This is a genomic window from Pseudomonas sp. SST3 (genome assembly GCF_003325755.1).
Window position 1 is genome coordinate 58,944 of the sequence record NZ_QORI02000005.1, and the last position, 19,873, is coordinate 78,816.

General features: G+C 58.4%; 16 protein-coding genes, 2 tRNA genes and 1 pseudogene. 18 read left to right on the plus strand and 1 reads right to left on the minus strand.

The genetic code is table 11. The features are described 5' to 3' along the window. The first annotated feature begins 30 nt into the window (after nucleotides 1–30). Genes carB through DQ405_RS06690 form a run of 3 tightly spaced genes read left to right on the plus strand, consistent with a single transcriptional unit; the run spans nucleotide 31 to nucleotide 4,134 of the window. A complete protein-coding gene (gene carB / locus DQ405_RS06680; protein ID WP_168423462.1) occupies nucleotides 31–3,252 on the plus strand; it encodes a carbamoyl-phosphate synthase large subunit in 3,222 nt (1,073 codons plus the stop codon). Further along, entirely contained in the window at nucleotides 3,249–3,725 is a 477-nt protein-coding gene (gene greA / locus DQ405_RS06685) for a transcription elongation factor GreA (protein WP_168423463.1), read from the plus strand. The genes carB and greA overlap by 4 nt, the downstream gene beginning before the upstream one ends. A 10-nt stretch (nucleotides 3,726–3,735) precedes the next feature. Beyond that, nucleotides 3,736–4,134, plus strand: a complete 399-nt coding sequence (locus DQ405_RS06690) for a DUF4149 domain-containing protein (RefSeq protein WP_168423464.1) — start codon at nucleotides 3,736–3,738, stop codon at nucleotides 4,132–4,134. A 26-nt stretch (nucleotides 4,135–4,160) separates the two neighbouring features. Here the strand turns inward: DQ405_RS06690 and DQ405_RS06695 are convergent, their stop codons facing one another. Next, nucleotides 4,161–4,472, minus strand: coding sequence for a YhbY family RNA-binding protein (locus tag DQ405_RS06695; RefSeq protein WP_168423465.1), 312 nt, complete (start codon nucleotides 4,470–4,472; stop codon nucleotides 4,161–4,163). An 80-nt stretch (nucleotides 4,473–4,552) separates the two neighbouring features. Between DQ405_RS06695 and rlmE the strand changes: the two genes are divergently transcribed. From rlmE to pnp, 15 genes and pseudogenes are all read left to right on the plus strand, one after another. Next, the gene (gene rlmE, locus DQ405_RS06700; protein ID WP_168423466.1) at nucleotides 4,553–5,203 is read left to right on the plus strand and encodes a 23S rRNA (uridine(2552)-2'-O)-methyltransferase RlmE; all 651 of its coding nucleotides are present in this window, start codon (nucleotides 4,553–4,555) and stop codon (nucleotides 5,201–5,203) included. A gap of 182 nt (nucleotides 5,204–5,385) precedes the next feature. After that, nucleotides 5,386–7,299 carry an ATP-dependent zinc metalloprotease FtsH gene (ftsH, locus tag DQ405_RS06705; RefSeq protein ID WP_168423629.1) on the plus strand — a complete coding sequence of 638 codons (1,914 nt, stop codon included), beginning with the start codon at nucleotides 5,386–5,388 and terminating at the stop codon, nucleotides 7,297–7,299. Nucleotides 7,300–7,314: 15 nt separating this feature from the next. Then, the gene (gene folP, locus DQ405_RS06710; protein WP_168423467.1) at nucleotides 7,315–8,166 is read left to right on the plus strand and encodes a dihydropteroate synthase; all 852 of its coding nucleotides are present in this window, start codon (nucleotides 7,315–7,317) and stop codon (nucleotides 8,164–8,166) included. A gap of 9 nt (nucleotides 8,167–8,175) precedes the next feature. Continuing rightward, nucleotides 8,176–9,513, plus strand: a complete 1,338-nt coding sequence (gene glmM / locus DQ405_RS06715; protein ID WP_168423468.1) for a phosphoglucosamine mutase — start codon at nucleotides 8,176–8,178, stop codon at nucleotides 9,511–9,513. 66 nt (nucleotides 9,514–9,579) lie between these two features. After that, nucleotides 9,580–10,335, plus strand: coding sequence for a triose-phosphate isomerase (tpiA, locus tag DQ405_RS06720; RefSeq protein WP_168423469.1), 756 nt, complete (start codon nucleotides 9,580–9,582; stop codon nucleotides 10,333–10,335). A 4-nt stretch (nucleotides 10,336–10,339) separates the two neighbouring features. Continuing rightward, complete coding sequence (secG, locus tag DQ405_RS06725) at nucleotides 10,340–10,723, plus strand: preprotein translocase subunit SecG (RefSeq protein WP_168423470.1); 384 nt, start codon at nucleotides 10,340–10,342, stop codon at nucleotides 10,721–10,723. 8 nt (nucleotides 10,724–10,731) lie between these two features. Continuing rightward, nucleotides 10,732–10,817 (plus strand) — tRNA-Leu (locus tag DQ405_RS06730). Nucleotides 10,818–10,908: 91 nt separating this feature from the next. Next, nucleotides 10,909–10,985, plus strand: a tRNA-Met gene (locus DQ405_RS06735). 128 nt (nucleotides 10,986–11,113) lie between these two features. After that, nucleotides 11,114–11,572, plus strand: a complete 459-nt coding sequence (gene rimP / locus DQ405_RS06740) for a ribosome maturation factor RimP (RefSeq protein ID WP_168423471.1) — start codon at nucleotides 11,114–11,116, stop codon at nucleotides 11,570–11,572. Nucleotides 11,573–11,620: 48 nt separating this feature from the next. Beyond that, a complete protein-coding gene (gene nusA / locus DQ405_RS06745) occupies nucleotides 11,621–13,102 on the plus strand; it encodes a transcription termination factor NusA (RefSeq protein ID WP_168423472.1) in 1,482 nt (493 codons plus the stop codon). Nucleotides 13,103–13,130: 28 nt separating this feature from the next. Further along, nucleotides 13,131–15,625: pseudogene (gene infB / locus DQ405_RS06750) on the plus strand (translation initiation factor IF-2). A gap of 116 nt (nucleotides 15,626–15,741) precedes the next feature. Then, nucleotides 15,742–16,131 carry a 30S ribosome-binding factor RbfA gene (rbfA, locus tag DQ405_RS06755; protein WP_168423473.1) on the plus strand — a complete coding sequence of 130 codons (390 nt, stop codon included), beginning with the start codon at nucleotides 15,742–15,744 and terminating at the stop codon, nucleotides 16,129–16,131. Between the two features lie 2 nt (nucleotides 16,132–16,133). Continuing rightward, the gene (gene truB / locus DQ405_RS06760) at nucleotides 16,134–17,051 is read left to right on the plus strand and encodes a tRNA pseudouridine(55) synthase TruB (protein WP_168423474.1); all 918 of its coding nucleotides are present in this window, start codon (nucleotides 16,134–16,136) and stop codon (nucleotides 17,049–17,051) included. A 118-nt stretch (nucleotides 17,052–17,169) separates the two neighbouring features. Beyond that, nucleotides 17,170–17,439 (plus strand): 30S ribosomal protein S15, encoded by a 270-nt coding sequence (gene rpsO / locus DQ405_RS06765; protein WP_168423475.1) that lies wholly within the window; start codon nucleotides 17,170–17,172, stop codon nucleotides 17,437–17,439. Between the two features lie 206 nt (nucleotides 17,440–17,645). Further along, nucleotides 17,646–19,751 (plus strand): polyribonucleotide nucleotidyltransferase, encoded by a 2,106-nt coding sequence (pnp, locus tag DQ405_RS06770; protein ID WP_168423476.1) that lies wholly within the window; start codon nucleotides 17,646–17,648, stop codon nucleotides 19,749–19,751. The last annotated feature ends 122 nt before the right edge of the window (nucleotides 19,752–19,873 follow it).

Consider the following 19,873-nt stretch of genomic DNA (forward strand, 5'->3'; position numbering starts at 1 on the left):
GCCCGCCGAGCACAGAATTCGAGAGAGACCATGCCAAAACGTACAGACATCAAAAGTATCTTGATCCTCGGCGCCGGCCCCATCGTCATCGGGCAAGCCTGCGAGTTCGACTATTCCGGCGCCCAGGCCTGCAAGGCGCTGCGTGAGGAAGGCTTCCGGGTCATCCTGGTGAATTCCAATCCAGCCACCATCATGACCGACCCGGCCATGGCCGACGCGACCTATATCGAGCCGATCAAATGGGCCACGGTGGCCAAGATCATCGAGAAGGAGCGCCCCGACGCGCTGCTGCCGACCATGGGTGGCCAGACTGCGCTGAACTGCGCGCTGGACCTGGAAAAGCACGGCGTCCTAGAGAAATTCGGCGTCGAGATGATCGGCGCCAATGCCGATACCATCGACAAGGCTGAAGACCGTTCCCGCTTCGACACTGCGATGAAGAACATCGGTCTGGCCTGCCCGGTTTCCGGCATCGCGCACAACATGGATGAAGCCTATGGCGTCCTGGAGAAGGTCGGCTTCCCTTGCATCATTCGGCCCTCGTTCACCATGGGCGGCACTGGCGGCGGCATTGCCTACAACCGTGAAGAATTCGAAGAAATCTGCACGCGTGGTCTCGATCTGTCGCCGACCAGCGAATTGTTGATCGACGAGTCGTTGATCGGCTGGAAGGAATACGAGATGGAGGTGGTCCGCGACAAGAAGGACAACTGCATCATCGTCTGTGCCATCGAGAACTTCGATCCGATGGGCGTGCATACCGGTGACTCCATCACGGTTGCCCCGGCCCAGACCTTGACTGACAAGGAATACCAGATCCTGCGTAATGCCTCGCTGGCCGTATTGCGCGAGATCGGCGTGGAAACCGGCGGTTCCAACGTGCAGTTCGGTATCTGCCCGAACACCGGCCGCATGGTCGTCATCGAGATGAACCCGCGCGTGTCGCGCTCGTCGGCGTTGGCCTCCAAGGCCACCGGCTTCCCGATCGCCAAGATCGCCGCCAAGCTGGCCGTTGGTTACACCCTCGACGAGCTGTCCAATGACATTACCGGCGGTCGCACGCCAGCGTCCTTCGAGCCGGCGATCGATTACGTCGTTACCAAGATCCCACGTTTCGCCTTCGAGAAATTCCCCAAGGCCGACGCTCGTCTGACCACCCAGATGAAGTCTGTCGGTGAGGTGATGGCTATCGGCCGTACCTTCCAGGAGTCCATGCAGAAAGCGCTGCGTGGATTGGAAGTCGGCGTTTCGGGCTTCGATCCGAAGCTGGATCTGGCTGATCCCGAGAGCGAGAGCACGCTCAAGCGTGAACTCACCGTGCCCGGAGCCGATCGCATCTGGTACTTGGCCGACGCTTTCCGCGCCGGCAAGTCGGTCGAGGAGGTCTTCGACCTGACACGGATCGATGAGTGGTTCCTGGTGCAGATCGAAGATCTGATCAAGGACGAAGAGCAGATCAAGACCATGGGGTTGTCCAGCATCGATCGCGATGTGATGTACAAGCTCAAGCGCAAAGGCTTCTCCGATGCGCGCCTGGCAAAATTGCTGGGCGTCACCGAGAAGAACCTGCGCAATCATCGTCACAAGCTCAAGGTGTTGCCGGTCTACAAGCGGGTCGATACCTGCGCTGCGGAGTTTGCCACCGACACCGCTTACATGTATTCGACCTATGAGGAAGAGTGCGAGGCCAATCCGTCGAGTCGCGACAAGATCATGATTCTCGGCGGTGGCCCCAACCGTATCGGTCAGGGCATCGAATTCGACTACTGCTGTGTGCACGCGGCGCTTGCGATGCGCGACGACGGTTACGAGACCATCATGGTCAACTGCAACCCGGAAACCGTATCCACCGATTACGACACCTCGGATCGTCTGTACTTCGAGCCGGTGACGCTGGAAGACGTGCTGGAAATCGTTCGGGTCGAGCAACCGAAGGGCGTGATCGTCCAGTACGGCGGGCAGACCCCACTGAAACTGGCGCGCGCGCTGGAGGAAGCGGGCGTGCCGATCATCGGAACCAGTCCCGACGCGATTGATCGTGCAGAGGACCGTGAGCGTTTCCAGCAGATGGTCGAGCGTCTTAATCTGCGCCAGCCGCCAAACGCGACGGCGCGCAGCGAAGAGGAAGCGCTGGCTGCGTCAAAGGTCATCGGTTATCCGCTGGTGGTGCGCCCGTCCTACGTACTGGGCGGTCGTGCTATGGAAATCGTCTATCAGGAAGAAGAGCTGCGTCGCTACATGCGCGAAGCGGTCAAGGTTTCCAACGACAGTCCGGTCCTGCTCGATCACTTCCTTAACTGCGCCATCGAGGTCGATATCGACGCGGTGTGCGACGGTGAGCAGGTGGTAATCGGCGCGATCATGCAGCACATTGAGCAGGCCGGGGTGCATTCCGGTGACTCCGCGTGTTCGCTGCCGCCGTATTCGCTACCGGCGCATATCCAGGACGAGATCCGCGACCAGGTCAAGAAGATGGCCCTGGAGCTTGGAGTCGTTGGCCTTATGAACGTGCAGATGGCCGTTCAGGGCGAGGATATCTTCGTCATCGAAGTGAACCCTCGCGCGTCCCGTACCGTGCCCTTCGTGTCGAAATGCATTGGCGTATCGCTAGCAATGATCGCGGCGCGCGTAATGGCGGGCAAGACGCTTGCAGAAGTTGGACTGACCGAAGAAATCATTCCTAACTTTTACAGCGTCAAGGAAGCGGTCTTCCCCTTCTCTAAGTTCCCTGGCGTCGACCCGATTCTCGGCCCCGAGATGAAGTCTACTGGTGAGGTGATGGGTGTCGGTGACAGCTTCGCCGAGGCGTTCGCCAAAGCGCAGCTGGGTGCTAGCGAGATTCTGCCCAATAGCGGCTGCGCCTTCATCAGTGTCCGTGATGATGACAAGCCACACGTTGCCCAGGTCGCGCGAGATCTGATTGGGCTCGGTTTCGAGGTGGTCGGTACTGCGGGTACGGCCAAAATCATCGAAGCGGCCGGGTTGCCCGTGCGTCGGGTGAATAAGGTGACCGAGGGTCGCCCGCATGTCGTCGACATGATCAAGAATGACGAAGTCACCCTGATCATCAATACCACCGAGGGGCGTCAGTCTATCGCTGACTCTTACTCGATCCGTCGTAACGCTCTGCAGCACAAGATCTGCTGTACCACTACGCTCGCGGGTGGACAGGCGATCTGTGAGGCGCTGAAATTCGGTCCCGAGAAGACCGTGCGTCGCTTGCAGGATCTCCATGCAGGAATCAAGGCATGACTAAATACCCAATGACTGTCCAGGGCGCGCGCGCCCTGGAGGAAGAACTGAAGCATCTGAAAACCGAACTGCGTCCGCAGATCACGCAGGCCATTGCCGAGGCGCGTGAGCTAGGGGATCTGAAGGAAAACGCTGAATACCATGCAGCCCGAGAGCAGCAAGGAATGGTTGAAGCGCGCATTCGTGACATCGAAGGCCGGCTGCAGAACGCGCAGGTCATTGATGTGGCCAGCATTCCGCATACTGGCAAGGTGATCTTCGGTACGACGGTGGATATCGCTAACGTCGATACGGATGAAACCGTGACGTACCAGATCGTCGGGGATGATGAATCGGACATCAAGCGTGGCAAATTGTCGGTCAGCTCTCCAATCGCCCGTGCTTTGGTGGGTAAGGAAGTCGGAGATGTGGTGGCGGTGAAGACGCCCAGTGGCTTGATCGAGTACGAGATCGTCGAGGTTCGTCATATCTGACCATCGGCCAATGCGAGCAGGTGTGATCAGTTGGCAGCTGGCCCAGACATTCTGGGTCGGCGGCCTCTGGCTATTGCAGTTCGTGATGCTGCCGGCGTTGGCGAAAATCGGCCTGGCGCCGCTGCTGATCGAAGAGATCGCTGGCAGCCTGAGGCCCTTGTTGGTGGGCTTTGCTGCGTTTTGTGTGGTACTTCAGGCGGTCGTGCTGATTCAGCTCAACGGCTTTCGCAGCCTGTGGAAGGATTTGCGCGGGCAGTTGCTCTTGTCGGTGCTGCTGCTTGCCGCAAGTTATTTCGCGGTGCAGACCGGAGTCGTCGAGTCACCCTATTGGCTGGCCTTCAGTTACTTGGTGATGGGGTTGTGCGGGCTGATTCTGGTGCTGCAGGTCGCTCCCGGGCGGGAGCGATAGCGGAAATACGATGGGCTGCGGATAGCTCAGCCCTGAAAGCGATGCACGTTCGACAATTGCTTGTTTACTTTTGGGTTTTTGCGGTAAATCAGCGCCATCTTGCCGATGGACTGGACCAATTCGCAGCCACCAATTTTGCAGAGTTCTTCCATCACAGCCCGTCGATCGTCGCGTTCGGTAATCCGAAGTTGTACCTTGATCAGTTCGTGATCGCTCAATGCGCGCTCCAGTTCGGCTTGGACACCTTCGGTCAGACCGTTCTCCGACACGATCAAGACCGGCTTCAGATGATGGCCGATGGATTTGTACTGTTTCTTCTGCTCGTTAGTGAGCGGCATAATTCGACCCTTGCGTCAGAACTTGAAAACGGCGGCTAGTGTAACTGACACGCCCTGAGCCGCACAGATGAGGTATCAGCTTGGCACGCTCCAAGACCAGCCCGCGTTGGCTGAAAGAACATTTCGACGACCCCTATGTGAAGATGGCGCAGCGCGACGGCTATCGGTCCCGAGCAAGCTACAAGCTGCTCGAGATTCAGGAAAAGGATCGCATCCTGCGGCCGGGCATGACCGTAGTCGATCTCGGGGCCGCGCCAGGGGGATGGTCCCAGGTCACCAGCAGGGTCATCGGCGATCGAGGGCGGCTGATCGCATCCGATATCCTGCCGATGGACAGTATCGCGGACGTGACCTTCGTGCTCGGGGACTTCACGGAGGATGCAGTGTTCGCCGAGATTCTCCATGCGATCGGTGAAACGCAGGTCGACCTTGTGATTTCCGATATGGCCCCCAATATGAGTGGAGTGAAGGTTGCTGACCAGGCGCGGGCGATGTTTCTCTGCGAGTTGGCCCTGGATCTGGCGATGCGGGTGCTGCGCCCGGGTGGCGACTTCCTGATCAAGATCTTTCAAGGAGAAGGCTTCGATGCCTACCTGAAAGAAGTACGGCAGAATTTCGACAAGGTACAGATGCGCAAACCGTTGTCCTCACGGGACCGTTCGCGGGAGCAGTATCTTTTGGCGCGCGGCTACCGTGGTGATGGCAACGAGGCGCTCGGGGCGCGGTCCTAACTGGAATGGCGATAGCCTGGTAGGGCAGATTGAAGAAACGGACGAGCATGTTTCATATAGGGTTACAGACCAAGCTGCCCGTTCAGCAACGTTGTGTAGTAAGTTAGGCCGAACGCGAACCATCGGCCGTCATGCAGGCTCCGGACAACGTGCCTGCTCTAGAGGGTAGTGAATTGAACGACATGGCAAAAAACCTGATTCTGTGGTTGATCATTGCCGCTGTCCTGGTGACGGTGATGAACAACTTTTCCAGCCCGACCGAGCCGCAGACGCTCAACTACTCGGATTTCATCGAGCAGGTGAAAGAAGGCCAAGTGGAGCGCGTGACTGTTGATGGATTCGTCATCACCGGCAAGCGCAGCAATGGTGAAACCTTCAAGACGATCCGTCCGGCGATTCAGGACAACGGCCTGATCGGCGATCTGATCAATAACAATGTCGTAATCGAGGGTAAGCAGCCGGAGCAGCAGAGCATCTGGACGCAGTTGCTGGTAGCCAGTTTCCCTATTCTGGTGATCATCGCGGTGTTCATGTTCTTCATGCGCCAGATGCAAGGCGGCGCGGGCGGCAAGGGCGGACCGATGAGCTTCGGCAAGAGCAAGGCTCGTCTCCTTTCCGAAGATCAGGTCAAGACTACCTTCGCTGACGTCGCTGGCTGTGACGAGGCCAAGGAAGAAGTCACCGAACTGGTCGAATTCCTTCGCGACCCAGGCAAGTTTCAGCGCCTCGGTGGGCGCATTCCCCGTGGTGTACTAATGGTGGGTTCGCCGGGTACCGGTAAGACTTTGCTGGCCAAGGCTGTTGCCGGCGAAGCCAAGGTTCCCTTCTTTACCATTTCTGGTTCCGACTTCGTCGAAATGTTCGTGGGTGTGGGTGCAAGCCGCGTGCGTGACATGTTCGAACAGGCCAAGAAGCATGCGCCGTGCATCATCTTCATTGACGAGATCGACGCTGTAGGGCGTCATCGTGGGGCCGGTCTCGGTGGTGGTCATGATGAGCGGGAGCAGACCCTCAACCAGTTGCTGGTTGAAATGGATGGCTTCGAGATGAATGACGGCATCATCGTCATCGCTGCGACCAACCGGCCAGACGTGCTCGATCCGGCGTTGTTGCGTCCCGGTCGGTTCGATCGCCAGGTGGTGGTCGGGCTGCCGGATATCCGTGGCCGCGAGCAGATTCTGAAAGTTCACATGCGCAAGGTTCCGCTCGGTGAAACTGTCGAGCCGGCACTGATCGCTCGCGGTACCCCGGGCTTTTCGGGGGCTGACCTGGCGAACCTGGTCAACGAGGCTTCACTGTTCGCTGCGCGCGCCGGCAAGCGAGTGGTGGAAATGAAGGAGTTCGAATTGGCCAAGGACAAAATCATGATGGGCGCCGAGCGCAAATCCATGGTCATGTCCGAAAAAGAGCGCCTCAATACGGCTTACCACGAGGCGGGTCATGCGATCGTCGGGCGCGTCGTACCGGAACATGATCCGGTCTACAAGGTATCGATCATTCCGCGTGGGCGTGCTCTGGGCGTCACTATGTTCCTGCCCGAAGAGGATCGTTACAGCCTTTCCAAGCGTGCGTTGATCAGCCAGATCTGCTCGCTGTTCGGTGGCCGCATCGCCGAAGAAATGACCCTTGGTTTCGAAGGGGTCACCACCGGGGCGTCGAACGACATCATGCGTGCCACTCAGCTGGCTCGTAACATGGTCACTAAATGGGGGCTGTCCGAGAAACTCGGTCCGTTGATGTACGCCGAAGAAGAGGGAGAGGTGTTCCTTGGGCGCAGCGCGGGTAGCCAGCATACCAATGTCTCCGGTGACACGGCCAAATTGATCGACCTGGAAGTTCGCAGCATCATTGATCAGTGCTACGGCACGGCCAAGCAGATCCTGGCGGATAACCGCGACAAGCTCGATGTAATGGCCGAGACGTTGATGAAGTACGAAACCATCGACTCCGATCAGATCGACGACATCATGGCCGGGCGGACTCCGCGTGAGCCTCGTGACTGGCAAGACGGCTCGGGGCCGACCGGAACACCTCTGCAGCCGGAGAGTGGTCGTCCGCCGCAGACACCAATCGGTGGCCCTGCCGGCGAGCATTAATCTAAGGCTGTTTTGATGACTGAAATGTTCCATCCAACCCGGTTGCCCTGCGGCAACCGGGTTCTTGATTTGTCACGCCCACATGTCATGGGCATTCTCAACGTCACACCCGATTCCTTTTCCGACGGTGGTCAGCATATAGGTGTTGACGCAGCGCTGCGCCACGCCGAGGCGATGGTGGCGGCCGGCGCAACCTTGATCGATGTGGGTGGAGAGTCGACTCGACCTGGTGCGCGCGTCGTTTCGCCGATCGAAGAGTTGGAGCGTGTGGCGCCGGTTGTTGAGGCAATCGCTCGTGAGCTCGATGTGGTTATCTCGGTAGATACGTCGACACCGTCGGTAATTCGTGAGAGCGCGCGTCTTGGGGCGGGCCTGATCAACGACGTTCGATCTCTTTCCCGTGACGGTGCCCTGGACGCAGCGGCCGACAGTGGTCTCCCGGTATGCCTTATGCACATGCGGGGTGAGCCGGGCAACATGCAGAACGACCCGCGATATGACGATGTTGCTGCGGAAGTGTTGAGCTTCCTGCGTGAGCGTATGCAGGTTTGCGCCGCGGCCGGCATTCCTGCCGAGCGTGTTGTGCTCGATCCGGGGTTTGGCTTCGCGAAGTCCCTTGCGCACAACCTCAGCCTGTTCAAGCATATGGAGCAGCTTCATGTCTTGGGGCGGCCGTTGCTGGTCGGCGTCTCACGAAAAAGCATGATCGGGCAGGTGCTCGAGCGCGACGTGGCCCATCGCTTGTATGGCAGTCTTGGGCTTGCTGCGCTAGCCATCGCCAAGGGAGCCTGCATTCTTCGCGTGCATGACGTGGCTGAAACAGTTGATGTGGTTCGAATGATTGCCGCAGTACAGACGGCAGAATAGGGATTTTCCATGGGTAGAAAATATTTTGGTACCGACGGCATCCGTGGGCATGTCGGGCAATTTCCGGTTACTCCGGACTTCATGCTCAAGCTTGGGTGGGCGGCCGGGATGGCTTTCCGCAAACATGGAAAATGCCGCATCTTGGTTGGCAAGGACACTCGCATATCCGGCTATATGTTCGAATCAGCATTGCAGGCCGGGCTTTCCGCCGCGGGTGCCGATGTGCTGTTGCTCGGTCCGATGCCGACGCCGGCTGTTGCCTATCTGACTCGTACTTTCCATGCGGACGCCGGTATCGTCATCAGCGCTTCGCATAACCCCCATCACGACAACGGCATCAAATTCTTCTCGGGACGGGGGACGAAGCTACCTGACGAAGTTGAGCTGATGATTGAGGAGTTGTTGGATACTCCGATGACCGTGGTGGAGTCAGCACAGCTTGGCAAGGCATCGCGAATCAACGATGCTGCCGGTCGTTATATCGAGTTCTGCAAAAGCAGCGTGCCGACCAGTACCGATTTTTCCGGCATGAAGATTGTGCTTGATTGCGCCCACGGCGCCACCTACAAGGTTGCACCTAGTGTGTTTCGCGAGCTTGGCGCGGAAGTGGTAGTTACCGCCGCTCAGCCTGACGGGCTGAACATTAACGCCGAGGTGGGATCGACCCATTTGGCGCAGCTGCAGAAAGCAGTGCTGGACCAGGGGGCTGATCTTGGCATCGCGTTCGATGGGGACGGCGACCGCGTCATGATGGTCGATCATACCGGCGCGCAGGTGGATGGCGACGAGCTTTTATACATCATTGCGACCGATTTGCAGGATCGTGATCGTCTGTCTGGTGGCGTGGTCGGGACGCTGATGAGCAATCTGGGGCTCGAGTTGGCACTAAAGGCGCGCGATATCCCCTTCATTCGAGCGAAAGTGGGCGACCGTTACGTAATGGCTGAAATGCTTGAGCGTGACTGGGTGCTTGGTGGGGAAAGTTCGGGACATATTGTCTGTGCTCAGCACGTTTCCACCGGGGATGCCATCATCGCGGCGCTACAAGTCGTGCTCGCGCTCAGGCGTCGTGGGCAGAGCCTGGCGCAAGAGCGGCTGGCCTGGAGTAAATGCCCGCAAGTTTTGATCAATGTTCGCTTTGCCGGCGATCGAGATCCTATTTCTCACCCTCAGGTTCAAGCAGTCTGCGACAGCGTTACCGAGCGAATGGCCGGTCGTGGCCGAGTGCTGTTGCGCAAGTCGGGAACCGAGCCTTTAGTGCGAGTAATGGTGGAAGGGGATGATGAAAAACAGGTTCAACGTTATGCCGAAGAGCTGGCGAACGCGGTTACCGAAGTTTGTGCGTGATTGCTGCTTGCCAGGTTTGTTTTCGTTGAGTACCATCTGCGCCCACTTTGACCGACGAGGTAAAGCATGCGTCGCCCACTGGTAGCTGGTAACTGGAAGATGAACGGTACCCGCGCCAGCGTCGCAGAGCTGATCGAGGCGCTCCGCATGCAGGACGTTCCTGCTGCGGTAGAGGTGGTGGTGTTTCCGTCCTGTTTGCATCTGACTCAGGTTGTGTCTGGTCTTGAAGGTGAGTCCATTTCTGTGGGCGCTCAGGACTGTGCAGCCGAGTCCGGCTTCGGTGCCTTTACTGGCGAGGAATCGGCCGCTCAGCTGGCTGATGCCGGTTGTAGGTGGGTGCTGGTCGGTCACTCTGAGCGTCGTCTGATTCTAGGCGAAAGCGACGAGGTGGTAAGCAGGAAGTTCGCAGCGGCATTGGAGTGCGGTATGACGCCGGTGCTGTGCTTGGGTGAGACGCTTGAGCAGCGTCAGTCTGGGCAGACTCTGGAAGTGGTGGAGCGTCAGTTGGCTGGCATAATAGCTGACGCTGGAATAGCCGCTTTCGAACGGGCGGTTGTGGCGTATGAGCCGGTCTGGGCAATAGGGTCCGGGCTGACGGCGACGCCGCAGCAAGCTCAGGAAGTGCATGCGGCTATTCGAGAGCGGCTTGCACGGGAAGATCAGCGTATCGCTGAAGGCGTGCGTGTACTTTATGGCGGTAGTGTAAAGGCGGAAAACGCCGCCGAGCTTTTCGGGATGGCGGATATCGATGGGGGGCTTATCGGTGGTGCCTCTCTGAAAGCGAATGATTTCGGCGCGATCTGTCGCGCTGCAGGGAACTGATCAGATGTTGCAGACTGTTGTGATTGTGGTGCATCTGCTGGTTGCCATTGGTGTGGTTGTGCTGGTGTTGCTGCAGCAGGGTAAGGGGGCAGATGCGGGTGCGTCTTTTGGATCGGGTGCTTCGGCAACTGTATTCGGAAGCCAAGGTTCCTCTACCTTTCTTAGTCGGTTTACTGCTATACTTGCCGGCGTTTTTTTTGTGACCAGTCTCGGTTTGGCGTTCTTCGCAACCCGGCAGGCTGATCAGATGTCGCAGGCGGGTCTGCCGGATCCGGCGGTACTGGAAGTTCCAGTTAGCAAGCCTGTTGTAGAAGATGTACCCGTTCTGGAATCTACGCCGTCCGCACCTGCTGCAGACGAAGTGCCTCAGATTCAGGAACAGCAGTAAAGGTTTTTGCCGAGGTGGTGGAATTGGTAGACACGCTACCTTGAGGTGGTAGTGGCCATAGGCTGTAGGGGTTCGAGTCCCCTCCTCGGTACCAAACAAGCAAGCCCGCAGATGCGGGCTTTCTTGTTTTCAGGGTTTTGGTTGACCTGTTTCTGGTGCGGTCGTATAATTCGTGCCCAGTTTGACGCGGGGTGGAGCAGTCTGGTAGCTCGTCGGGCTCATAACCCGAAGGTCGTTGGTTCAAATCCAGCCCCCGCAACCAGTTGATGAAAAGCCCCTGTCGAGGGGCTTTTTATTAGCTTCAAGCCAGGTCGCCGGCATCTACAGGCGATCATCAGGGATGGGCGTTTCGCCCATTTTTCATTTTTACGGCATGCACGAGGGACTTCGATGTCGAGCAAGCTAGAACAGTTGCAGGCCTTGTTGGCCCCGGTGGTCGAGGCGCTCGGCTATCACTGCTGGGGTATCGAATTCATTTCACAGGGTCGGCATTCCTTGTTGAGGGTATATATCGATCATCCCAACGGTATTCTTGTCGATGACTGTGAAAAGGTCAGCCGCCAACTCAGCGGTGTTCTCGACGTCGAAGATCCGATCAGCTCCGATTACACGCTTGAAGTGTCCTCGCCTGGTATGGATCGGCCGCTGTTCACGCTTGAACAGTACGCCGCGCACGTGGGCGAACAAGTCAAAATAAAGCTGCGCTCGCCCTTCGAGGGCCGGCGCAATTTCCAGGGTCTTCTCCGGGGAATCGAGGAGCAGGATGTGGTGGTGCTGGTTGATGATCACGAATATCTGTTGCCGATCGATATGATCGACAAGACCAACATAATTCCCCGTTTTGAGTGAATCGCGGATCCCGCGGACCCCAATGGATTGCGAAAGGCGAGGCGTACGATGAGCAAAGAAGTACTGCTGGTTGTGGAGTCGGTATCCAACGAAAAAGGCGTACCGGCCGGTGTGATCTTCGAAGCATTGGAGCTGGCTCTGGCCACCGCTACCAAGAAACGCTTCGAGGACGAAGTGGACCTGCGGGTTGAGATCAACCGGCAGAACGGTAGCTACGAGACCTTCCGTCGCTGGACGGTGGTCGAGGAAGAGGACTTCGATGATCCGGCACACCAGCTGACTGTCGACATGAAACAGGCCAGCGAAGCTGACGCCAAGGTCGGTGACGTCCTGGAAGAAAAGATCGAGTCGATCGAATTCGGCCGTATCGCTGCGCAGACGGCCAAACAGGTCATCGTGCAGAAGGTTCGCGAAGCCGAGCGTGCGCAGGTGGTCGAGGCCTATCGCGATCGTCTGGGTGAGATCATCTCTGGCACGGTGAAAAAAGTTACCCGGGACAGCGTCATCGTCGATTTGGGCAACAACGCCGAGGCATTGCTGGCTCGCGAAGACATCATCGCTCGCGAAACTTTCCGTGTCGGCGCGCGAGTACGTGCGCTGCTCAAGGAAATCCGTACCGAAAATCGCGGTCCACAGCTGATTCTGTCGCGCACAGCGCCGCAGATGCTGATCGAGCTGTTCCGCATTGAGGTCCCGGAAATCGCCGAAGGGCTGATCGAAGTGATGGGGGCCTCTCGTGATCCGGGTTCGCGCGCCAAGATTGCTGTTCGTTCGAAGGACAAGCGTATCGATCCACAGGGTGCATGTATCGGGATGCGGGGTTCTCGTGTCCAGGCGGTATCCGGTGAGATCGGTGGCGAACGTGTCGATATCGTGCTTTGGGATGAAAACCCGGCGCAGTTCGTCATTAATGCAATGGCGCCGGCTGAAGTGGCCGCCATCATTGTTGATGAGGATGCCCATGCGATGGATATCGCGGTCGGCGAAGACAACCTGGCTCAGGCCATCGGTCGTGGTGGCCAGAACGTGCGCCTTGCCAGCCAGTTGACAGGCTGGACGCTGAACGTGATGACCGAAGCGGACATCCAGAACAAGCAGCAGGAAGAAACCGGCGACATCCTGCGCAGTTTCATCGAAGAGCTGGACGTCGATGAAGAGTTGGCACAAGTACTGGTCGAGGAAGGTTTCACTTCGCTCGAAGAGATCGCCTACGTCCCAATGGAGGAAATGCTCGGCATCGAAGGCTTCGACGAAGACATCGTCAACGAGCTGCGAACCCGCGCCAAGGATCGCTTGCTGACGAAGGCGATCGCAACGGAAGAAAAACTGGCAGACGCCCAGCCGGCCGAGGATTTGCTCGAGCTGGAAGGCATGAACAAGGAACTGGCGGTCGAGTTGGCAATGCGGGGTGTCATTACCCGCGAAGACCTGGCCGAGCAGTCGATTGATGACCTGCTCGACATAGACGGCATAGATCAAGAACGTGCCGGCAAGCTGATCATGGCCGCCCGAGCCCATTGGTTCGAGTAAGTAATTAGCGGCCTGAGGAGAGAGATGCATGACGCAAGTCACGGTGAAAGAACTGGCCCAGGTGGTCGACACACCGGTCGAGCGACTGCTGCAGCAGATGCGTGAGGCAGGACTGTCGCACACCAGCGCCGAGCAAGTAGTGACCGATAACGAGAAACAGGCCCTGTTGGCGCACCTCAAGAGCAGTCACGGTGCCAAGGCGGACGAGCCGCGCAAGATTACCTTGCAGCGCAAGACCACAACGAAGCTGAAGGTCGGCGGTAGCAAGACCATCAGCGTCGAAGTGCGTAAGAAGAAAACGTTCGTCAAGCGTAGCCCTGACGAAATCGAAGCTGAGAAGCAGCGCGAGCTCGAAGAGCAGCGTGCGGCGGAAGAAGCGGCTCGGCAGAAAGCTGCCGAGGAAGCGCGCCTGCGTGCCGAAGAAGAGGCACGCCTACAGGCTGAAGCGGCCGCCAGCAAGGCAGAGGCACCCGAGCCCAAGGCGCCGGTTGCAGCCGTGGCGAATGAGCCCGCTCCAGTTGCGCCTGCCGCCCCGGTCGAAGAGCGCAAGAAGGATGAGCCGCGTCGCCCTGATAAGGCTCGCAGCGATGATGACGAGCGCCGTGATCGCAAGCAGGCGCAGCATCGCCCTTCGCTGAAGGCGAAAGCCCCGCTGTCGCGCACGGTACGCAGCGGCGAAGACGACGCCGACGGATTCCGTCGCGGTGGTCGTGGCAAGTCGAAACTGAAGAAGCGCAATGCGCATGGTTTCCAGAGCCCGAGCGGGCCGATCGTTCGCGAAGTTGCCATCGGTGAAACCATCACCGTCGGCGATCTGGCGCAACAAATGTCGGTCAAGGCGGCTGAAGTCATCAAGTTCATGTTCAAGATGGGTAGTCCGGTGACCATCAACCAGGTGCTGGACCAGGAGACTGCCCAGCTGATCGCCGAAGAGCTGGGCCACAAGGTCAAGCTGGTCAGCGACAACGCCCTGGAAGAGCAGCTGGCCGAACTGCTGAAATTCGAAGGCGAAGCCATAACACGTGCGCCGGTCGTGACCGTGATGGGTCACGTCGACCATGGTAAAACTTCGCTGCTCGACTATATCCGTCGCGCCAAGGTAGCGGCCGGTGAGGCGGGGGGGATCACCCAGCACATTGGTGCCTATCACGTGGAAACCGACCGCGGCATGGTTACTTTCCTCGATACTCCAGGTCACGCGGCGTTTACCGCCATGCGAGCCCGCGGAGCCCAGGCGACGGATATCGTCATTCTGGTGGTCGCTGCGGATGACGGTGTCATGCCGCAAACCATCGAGGCGATTCAGCATGCCAAGGCCGCGGGTGTCCCGTTGGTCGTGGCGGTGAACAAGATCGACAAGCCGGGCGCGATCTCGATCGGATCCGTAGCGAGCTGTCTGTCCACGAAGTGACCTCTGAAGAGTGGGGCGGTGACACGCCATTTGTCTCGGTATCCGCGAAGATGGGTACTGGCGTCGACGATCTGCTCGAAGCCGTACTGCTGCAGGCCGAGATTCTCGAGCTGACGGCAACGCCCTCGGCTCCGGGTCGCGGTGTGGTGGTCGAATCGCGTCTGGATAAAGGGCGCGGTCCAGTTGCCACCGTGCTGGTACAGGACGGCACGCTGCGCCAGGGCGACATGGCACTGGTCGGCTCCAACTATGGCCGTATTCGCGCCATGCTTGACGAGAACGGCAAGCCGATCAAGGAAGCCGGGCCGTCGATCCCGGTCGAGATTCTCGGTCTCGACGGCACGCCGGATGCGGGCGATGAGCTCAGTGTACTGGCCGATGAGAAGAAGGCGCGCGAAGTGGCCTTGTTCCGTCAGGGCAAGTTCCGTGAGGTGAAGCTGGCCCGTGCGCACGCCGGCAAGCTGGAGAACATCTTCGAGAACATGGGCCAGGAAGAGAAGAAGACGCTCAACATCGTCCTCAAATCCGACGTTCGTGGCTCGCTCGAGGCGCTACAAGGGTCGCTTAGCGGTCTGGGCAACGACGAAGTGCAGGTCCGCGTAATCGGCGGTGGGGTCGGTGGCATTACAGAAAGCGACGCTAACCTCGCACTGGCATCCAACGCGGTGTTGTTCGGCTTCAACGTTCGTGCCGATGCCGGTGCGCGCAAGATTGTCGAGCAGGAAGGTCTGGATCTGCGTTACTACAACGTGATCTACGACATCATCGAAGACGTCAAGAAAGCGCTGACCGGCATGCTGGGCAGCGACGTGCGAGAGAACATCCTCGGCATTGCCGAAGTACGCGACGTGTTCCGTTCGCCTAAGTTCGGTGCGGTTGCGGGCTGTATGGTCACCGAAGGCATGGTGCACCGGAATCGTCCGATTCGCGTTCTGCGCGACGACGTGGTCATCTTCGAAGGCGAGCTGGAGTCCTTGCGTCGCTTCAAGGATGACGTTGCAGAAGTACGTGCCGGCATGGAATGCGGTATTGCGGTGAAGAGTTACAACGACGTCAAAGCTGGCGACAAGATCGAAGTGTTCGAGAAAGTCGAAGTGGCGCGTTCGCTCTAACAGCAGCTGTGGGGCAATAAGGCGGCAAGCTTACAGGCGAAATCCTGGAAGCTTGCCGTTTGCCTTTGCAGCACGACGTTTTTTAGATTAGCAGCTTGCTGCTCAAGGCAGATTTCATGGCCAAAGAATTCAGCCGTACCCAGCGTATCGGCGATCAGATGCAGCGCGAACTGGCGCAGCTCATTCAACGTGAAGTGAAAGATCCTCGTCTGGGTCTGATAACCATCACCGCCGTCGAGGTCAGTCGCGATCTGTCCCATGCCAAGGTGTTCATCACCGTTATGGGCAAGGATGATGACGAAGATGCGGTCAAGACGAATCTCAGGATTCTCAACGATGCAGGTGGCTTCCTGCGGATGCAGCTGGGCAAGGCGATGAAGCTACGCACTGTGCCACAACTGCATTTCAACTATGACGCGAGCGTGCGTCGTGGTGTCGAGCTGACGTCGCTCATCGAGCGGGCGGTGGCTGAAGATCGCAAGCATAGCGACGACGTCGGAGAATAAGGGTGGCCCAGGTAAAACGCATTCGCCGCGCGGTCAGCGGCATCATCCTTCTCGACAAGCCCCGGGGATTTACGTCCAACGCAGCCCTGCAGAAGGTTCGGTGGTTGCTCAATGCCGAAAAGGCCGGGCACACCGGCAGCCTGGATCCATTGGCAACCGGTGTGCTGCCCTTGTGTTTCGGTGAGGCGACCAAGTTTTCGCAGTATCTGCTCGATGCCGACAAGGGTTATGAGACTGTTGCCCAGCTTGGCATTACCACCACCACGGCCGATGCCGAGGGTGAGGTGATCGAGCGTAAGCCTGTCGATGTCAGCCTTGCGCAGCTCGAGGCGCTGCTGCCGCAGTTCCGAGGCGATCTGCAGCAGGTTCCGCCGATGTATTCGGCGCTCAAGCGTGACGGCCAGCCGCTGTACAAGCTCGCTCGCGCCGGAGAGGTAGTGGAGCGCGAGCCGCGTTCTGTTACTATTACCCGCTTAGATTTACTGTCGCTCGAAGCTGACCGGGCTCGCCTGGCTGTTGCTTGCAGTAAGGGCACCTACATTCGCACCTTGGTCGAGGATATCGGGCAGGCGCTGGGCTGTGGTGCTCATGTGGCCGAACTGCGGCGAACTCAGGCCGGTCCATTCGACCTGACCCAGACGGTCAGCCTCGAGGAACTTGAACGGGTTCATGCCGAAGGTGGAGCGGAGGCGGTAGATGCCTTCCTCAAACCGGTCGATAGCGGACTCGAGCACTGGCCGCTGTTGCAGCTTTCGGAGCACAGCGCCTTTTACTGGCTGCACGGTCAGCCGGTACGTGCACCGGAGGCGCCGAAATTCGGCATGCTGCGCGTGCAGGATCACAACGGTCGCTTCATCGGTATCGGTGAAGTGAGCGAAGACGGGCGTATTGCGCCGCGTCGACTGATTCGGTCGGAATGACCGATACGCAGCGCGCCTCGAAGGCGTGCCGCGTTACGAGGATGGCTGTTGGCAGGCACGGTCACGCCTCTTTTAAAACACGGGACATGTCCCGGCCTGTTCATAGAAGGAGCCCATCATGGCACTTAGCGTTGAAGAAAAAGCCCAGATCGTTGACGAGTACAAGCAAGCTGAAGGCGATACCGGTTCCCCGGAAGTGCAGGTTGCCCTGTTGACCGCCAACATCAACAAGCTGCAAGGTCACTTCAAGGCCAACGGCAAGGACCACCACTCGCGTCGTGGTCTGATTCGTATGGTTAACCAGCGCCGCAAGCTGCTGGATTACCTGAAGGGTAAGGACACCACTCGTTACAGCACCCTGATCGGTCGTCTGGGTCTGCGTCGCTAAGCGATGCTTGTGCGAAGCTGAATGCCGAAGCTGGAAGTGGGGTTTACCCCTGCTTCCAGCTTTTGCCTTTTAGCGGAACACGTTTGGACAGCGCTCGGGTTCGACGCCCGCCACTGCCCAGAAATTCGCATGAAACGCTTCGCGCGAGGCATGGCCCGCGGGGCGTGAAAAAGTTTCCCCCAAGGCAACATAGAGAAGGAACCACCGTGAACCCGGTAATCAAGAAATTTCAGTTCGGTCAATCGACCGTAACCCTCGAGACTGGCCGTATTGCCCGTCAAGCCACTGGTGCGGTGCTGGTCACCGTTGATGACGACGTGACCGTACTGGTTGCCGTCACAGGTGCCAAGACAGCCGACCCGAGCAAGGGCTTTTTCCCGCTCTCGGTCCACTATCAGGAAAAAACCTACGCTGCCGGCAAGATTCCAGGCGGCTTCTTCAAGCGAGAAGCGCGTCCTTCCGAAAAGGAAACCCTGACCTCGCGCCTGATCGATCGTCCAATCCGTCCGCTGTTTCCGGAAGGCTTCCAGAACGAAGTCCAGGTGATCTGCACCGTCGTATCGACGAGCAAGAAGACCGATCCGGACATCGCTGCGATGATTGGTACTTCCGCAGCGCTGGCGATTTCGGGCATTCCGTTCAACGGCCCGATCGGCGCTGCTCGCGTCGCTTTCCACCCGGAAACCGGCTATCTGTTGAACCCGACCTATGAGCAGCTCAAGGCCTCCAGCCTGGACATGGTCGTTGCCGGTACCAAAGATGCCGTACTTATGGTCGAGTCGGAAGCCAAAGAGCTGACTGAAGATCAGATGCTGGGCGCGGTGCTCTTCGCTCACGACGAATTCCAGGCCGTGGTGCAGGCCGTTACCGAGTTGGCAGCCGAAGCGGGCAAGCCGACCTGGGATTGGCAGCCAAAGGCTGAAAACACTCAGCTGCTCAGCGCAATTCGTAGTGAATTCGGCGAGGCCATCTCGCAGGCCTACACCATCATCATTAAGCAGGACCGCTACGCGCGACTGGGTGAGCTGAAAGATCAGGTCGTTGCCAAGTTCTCGGGTGAAGAAGGTCAACCCTCTGCCGGCGAAGTCAAAGAGGCCTTCGGCAAAATCGAGTACCGCACCGTTCGCGAGAACATCGTCAATGGTAAGCCGCGTATCGACGGTCGCGACACCCGCACTGTTCGTGGTCTGAACATCGAAGTCGGTGTACTCGACAAGACCCACGGCTCGGCGCTGTTCACCCGTGGCGAAACCCAGGCTCTGGTCGTTGCAACTCTCGGCACTGCCCGTGACGCGCAGCTGCTCGACACCCTGGAAGGCGAGAAGAAAGATCCCTTCATGCTGCACTACAACTTCCCGCCTTACTCGGTGGGCGAGTGTGGCCGCATGGGCGCTACCGGTCGCCGCGAAATCGGTCACGGCCGTCTGGCTCGTCGTTCGGTTGCTGCAATGCTGCCGAGCGCTGACGAATTTCCCTACACCATTCGCGTGGTGTCGGAAATCACCGAGTCGAACGGCTCCAGCTCCATGGCCTCGGTCTGCGGTGCTTCGCTCGCGCTGATGGACGCCGGTGTGCCGATGAAGGCACCGGTAGCCGGTATTGCCATGGGTCTGGTCAAGGAAGGTGACAAGTTCGCTGTACTGACTGACATCCTTGGTGACGAAGATCATCTGGGCGACATGGACTTCAAAGTGGCCGGTACTGCCAAGGGTGTGACTGCCCTGCAGATGGATATCAAGATCCAGGGCATCACCGAAGAGATCATGGAGATAGCCCTGGGCCAAGCTCTGGAAGCTCGCCAGAACATCCTCGGCCAGATGAACCAGGTGATCGCTCAGTCGCGTACCGAGCTGTCGGCCAACGCACCGACCATGATCGCGATGAAGATCGATCAGGACAAGATCCGCGACGTGATCGGCAAGGGTGGCGCCACCATCCGCAGCATCTGCGAAGAAACCAAGGCCTCGATCGATATCGAAGACGACGGCTCGATCAAGATCTTCGGCGAAACCAAAGAAGCTGCTGAAGCCGCCAAGCAACGGGTATTGGGCATTACTGCCGAAGCCGAGATCGGCAAGATCTACGTCGGCAAGGTCGAGCGCATCGTTGACTTCGGTGCCTTCGTCAACATCCTGCCGGGCAAGGACGGTCTGGTGCACATCTCCATGCTGAGCGATCAGCGTGTGGAGAAGGTGACCGATATCCTCAAGGAAGGTCAGGAAGTGAAGGTATTGGTACTGGACGTCGATAATCGCGGCCGTATCAAACTATCTATCAAGGACGTGGCGGCAGCCGAAGCTTCTGGCGCTTAAGCGCACCCGCAGCAAACGGAAAAGGACCCTTCGGGGTCCTTTTTTCGTTTATGTACCGTTGCGAGTGTTTGGCGATAGCTATCGGCTAGCAACGAGGCCGATGTAATTGCAAGTTGCACGCT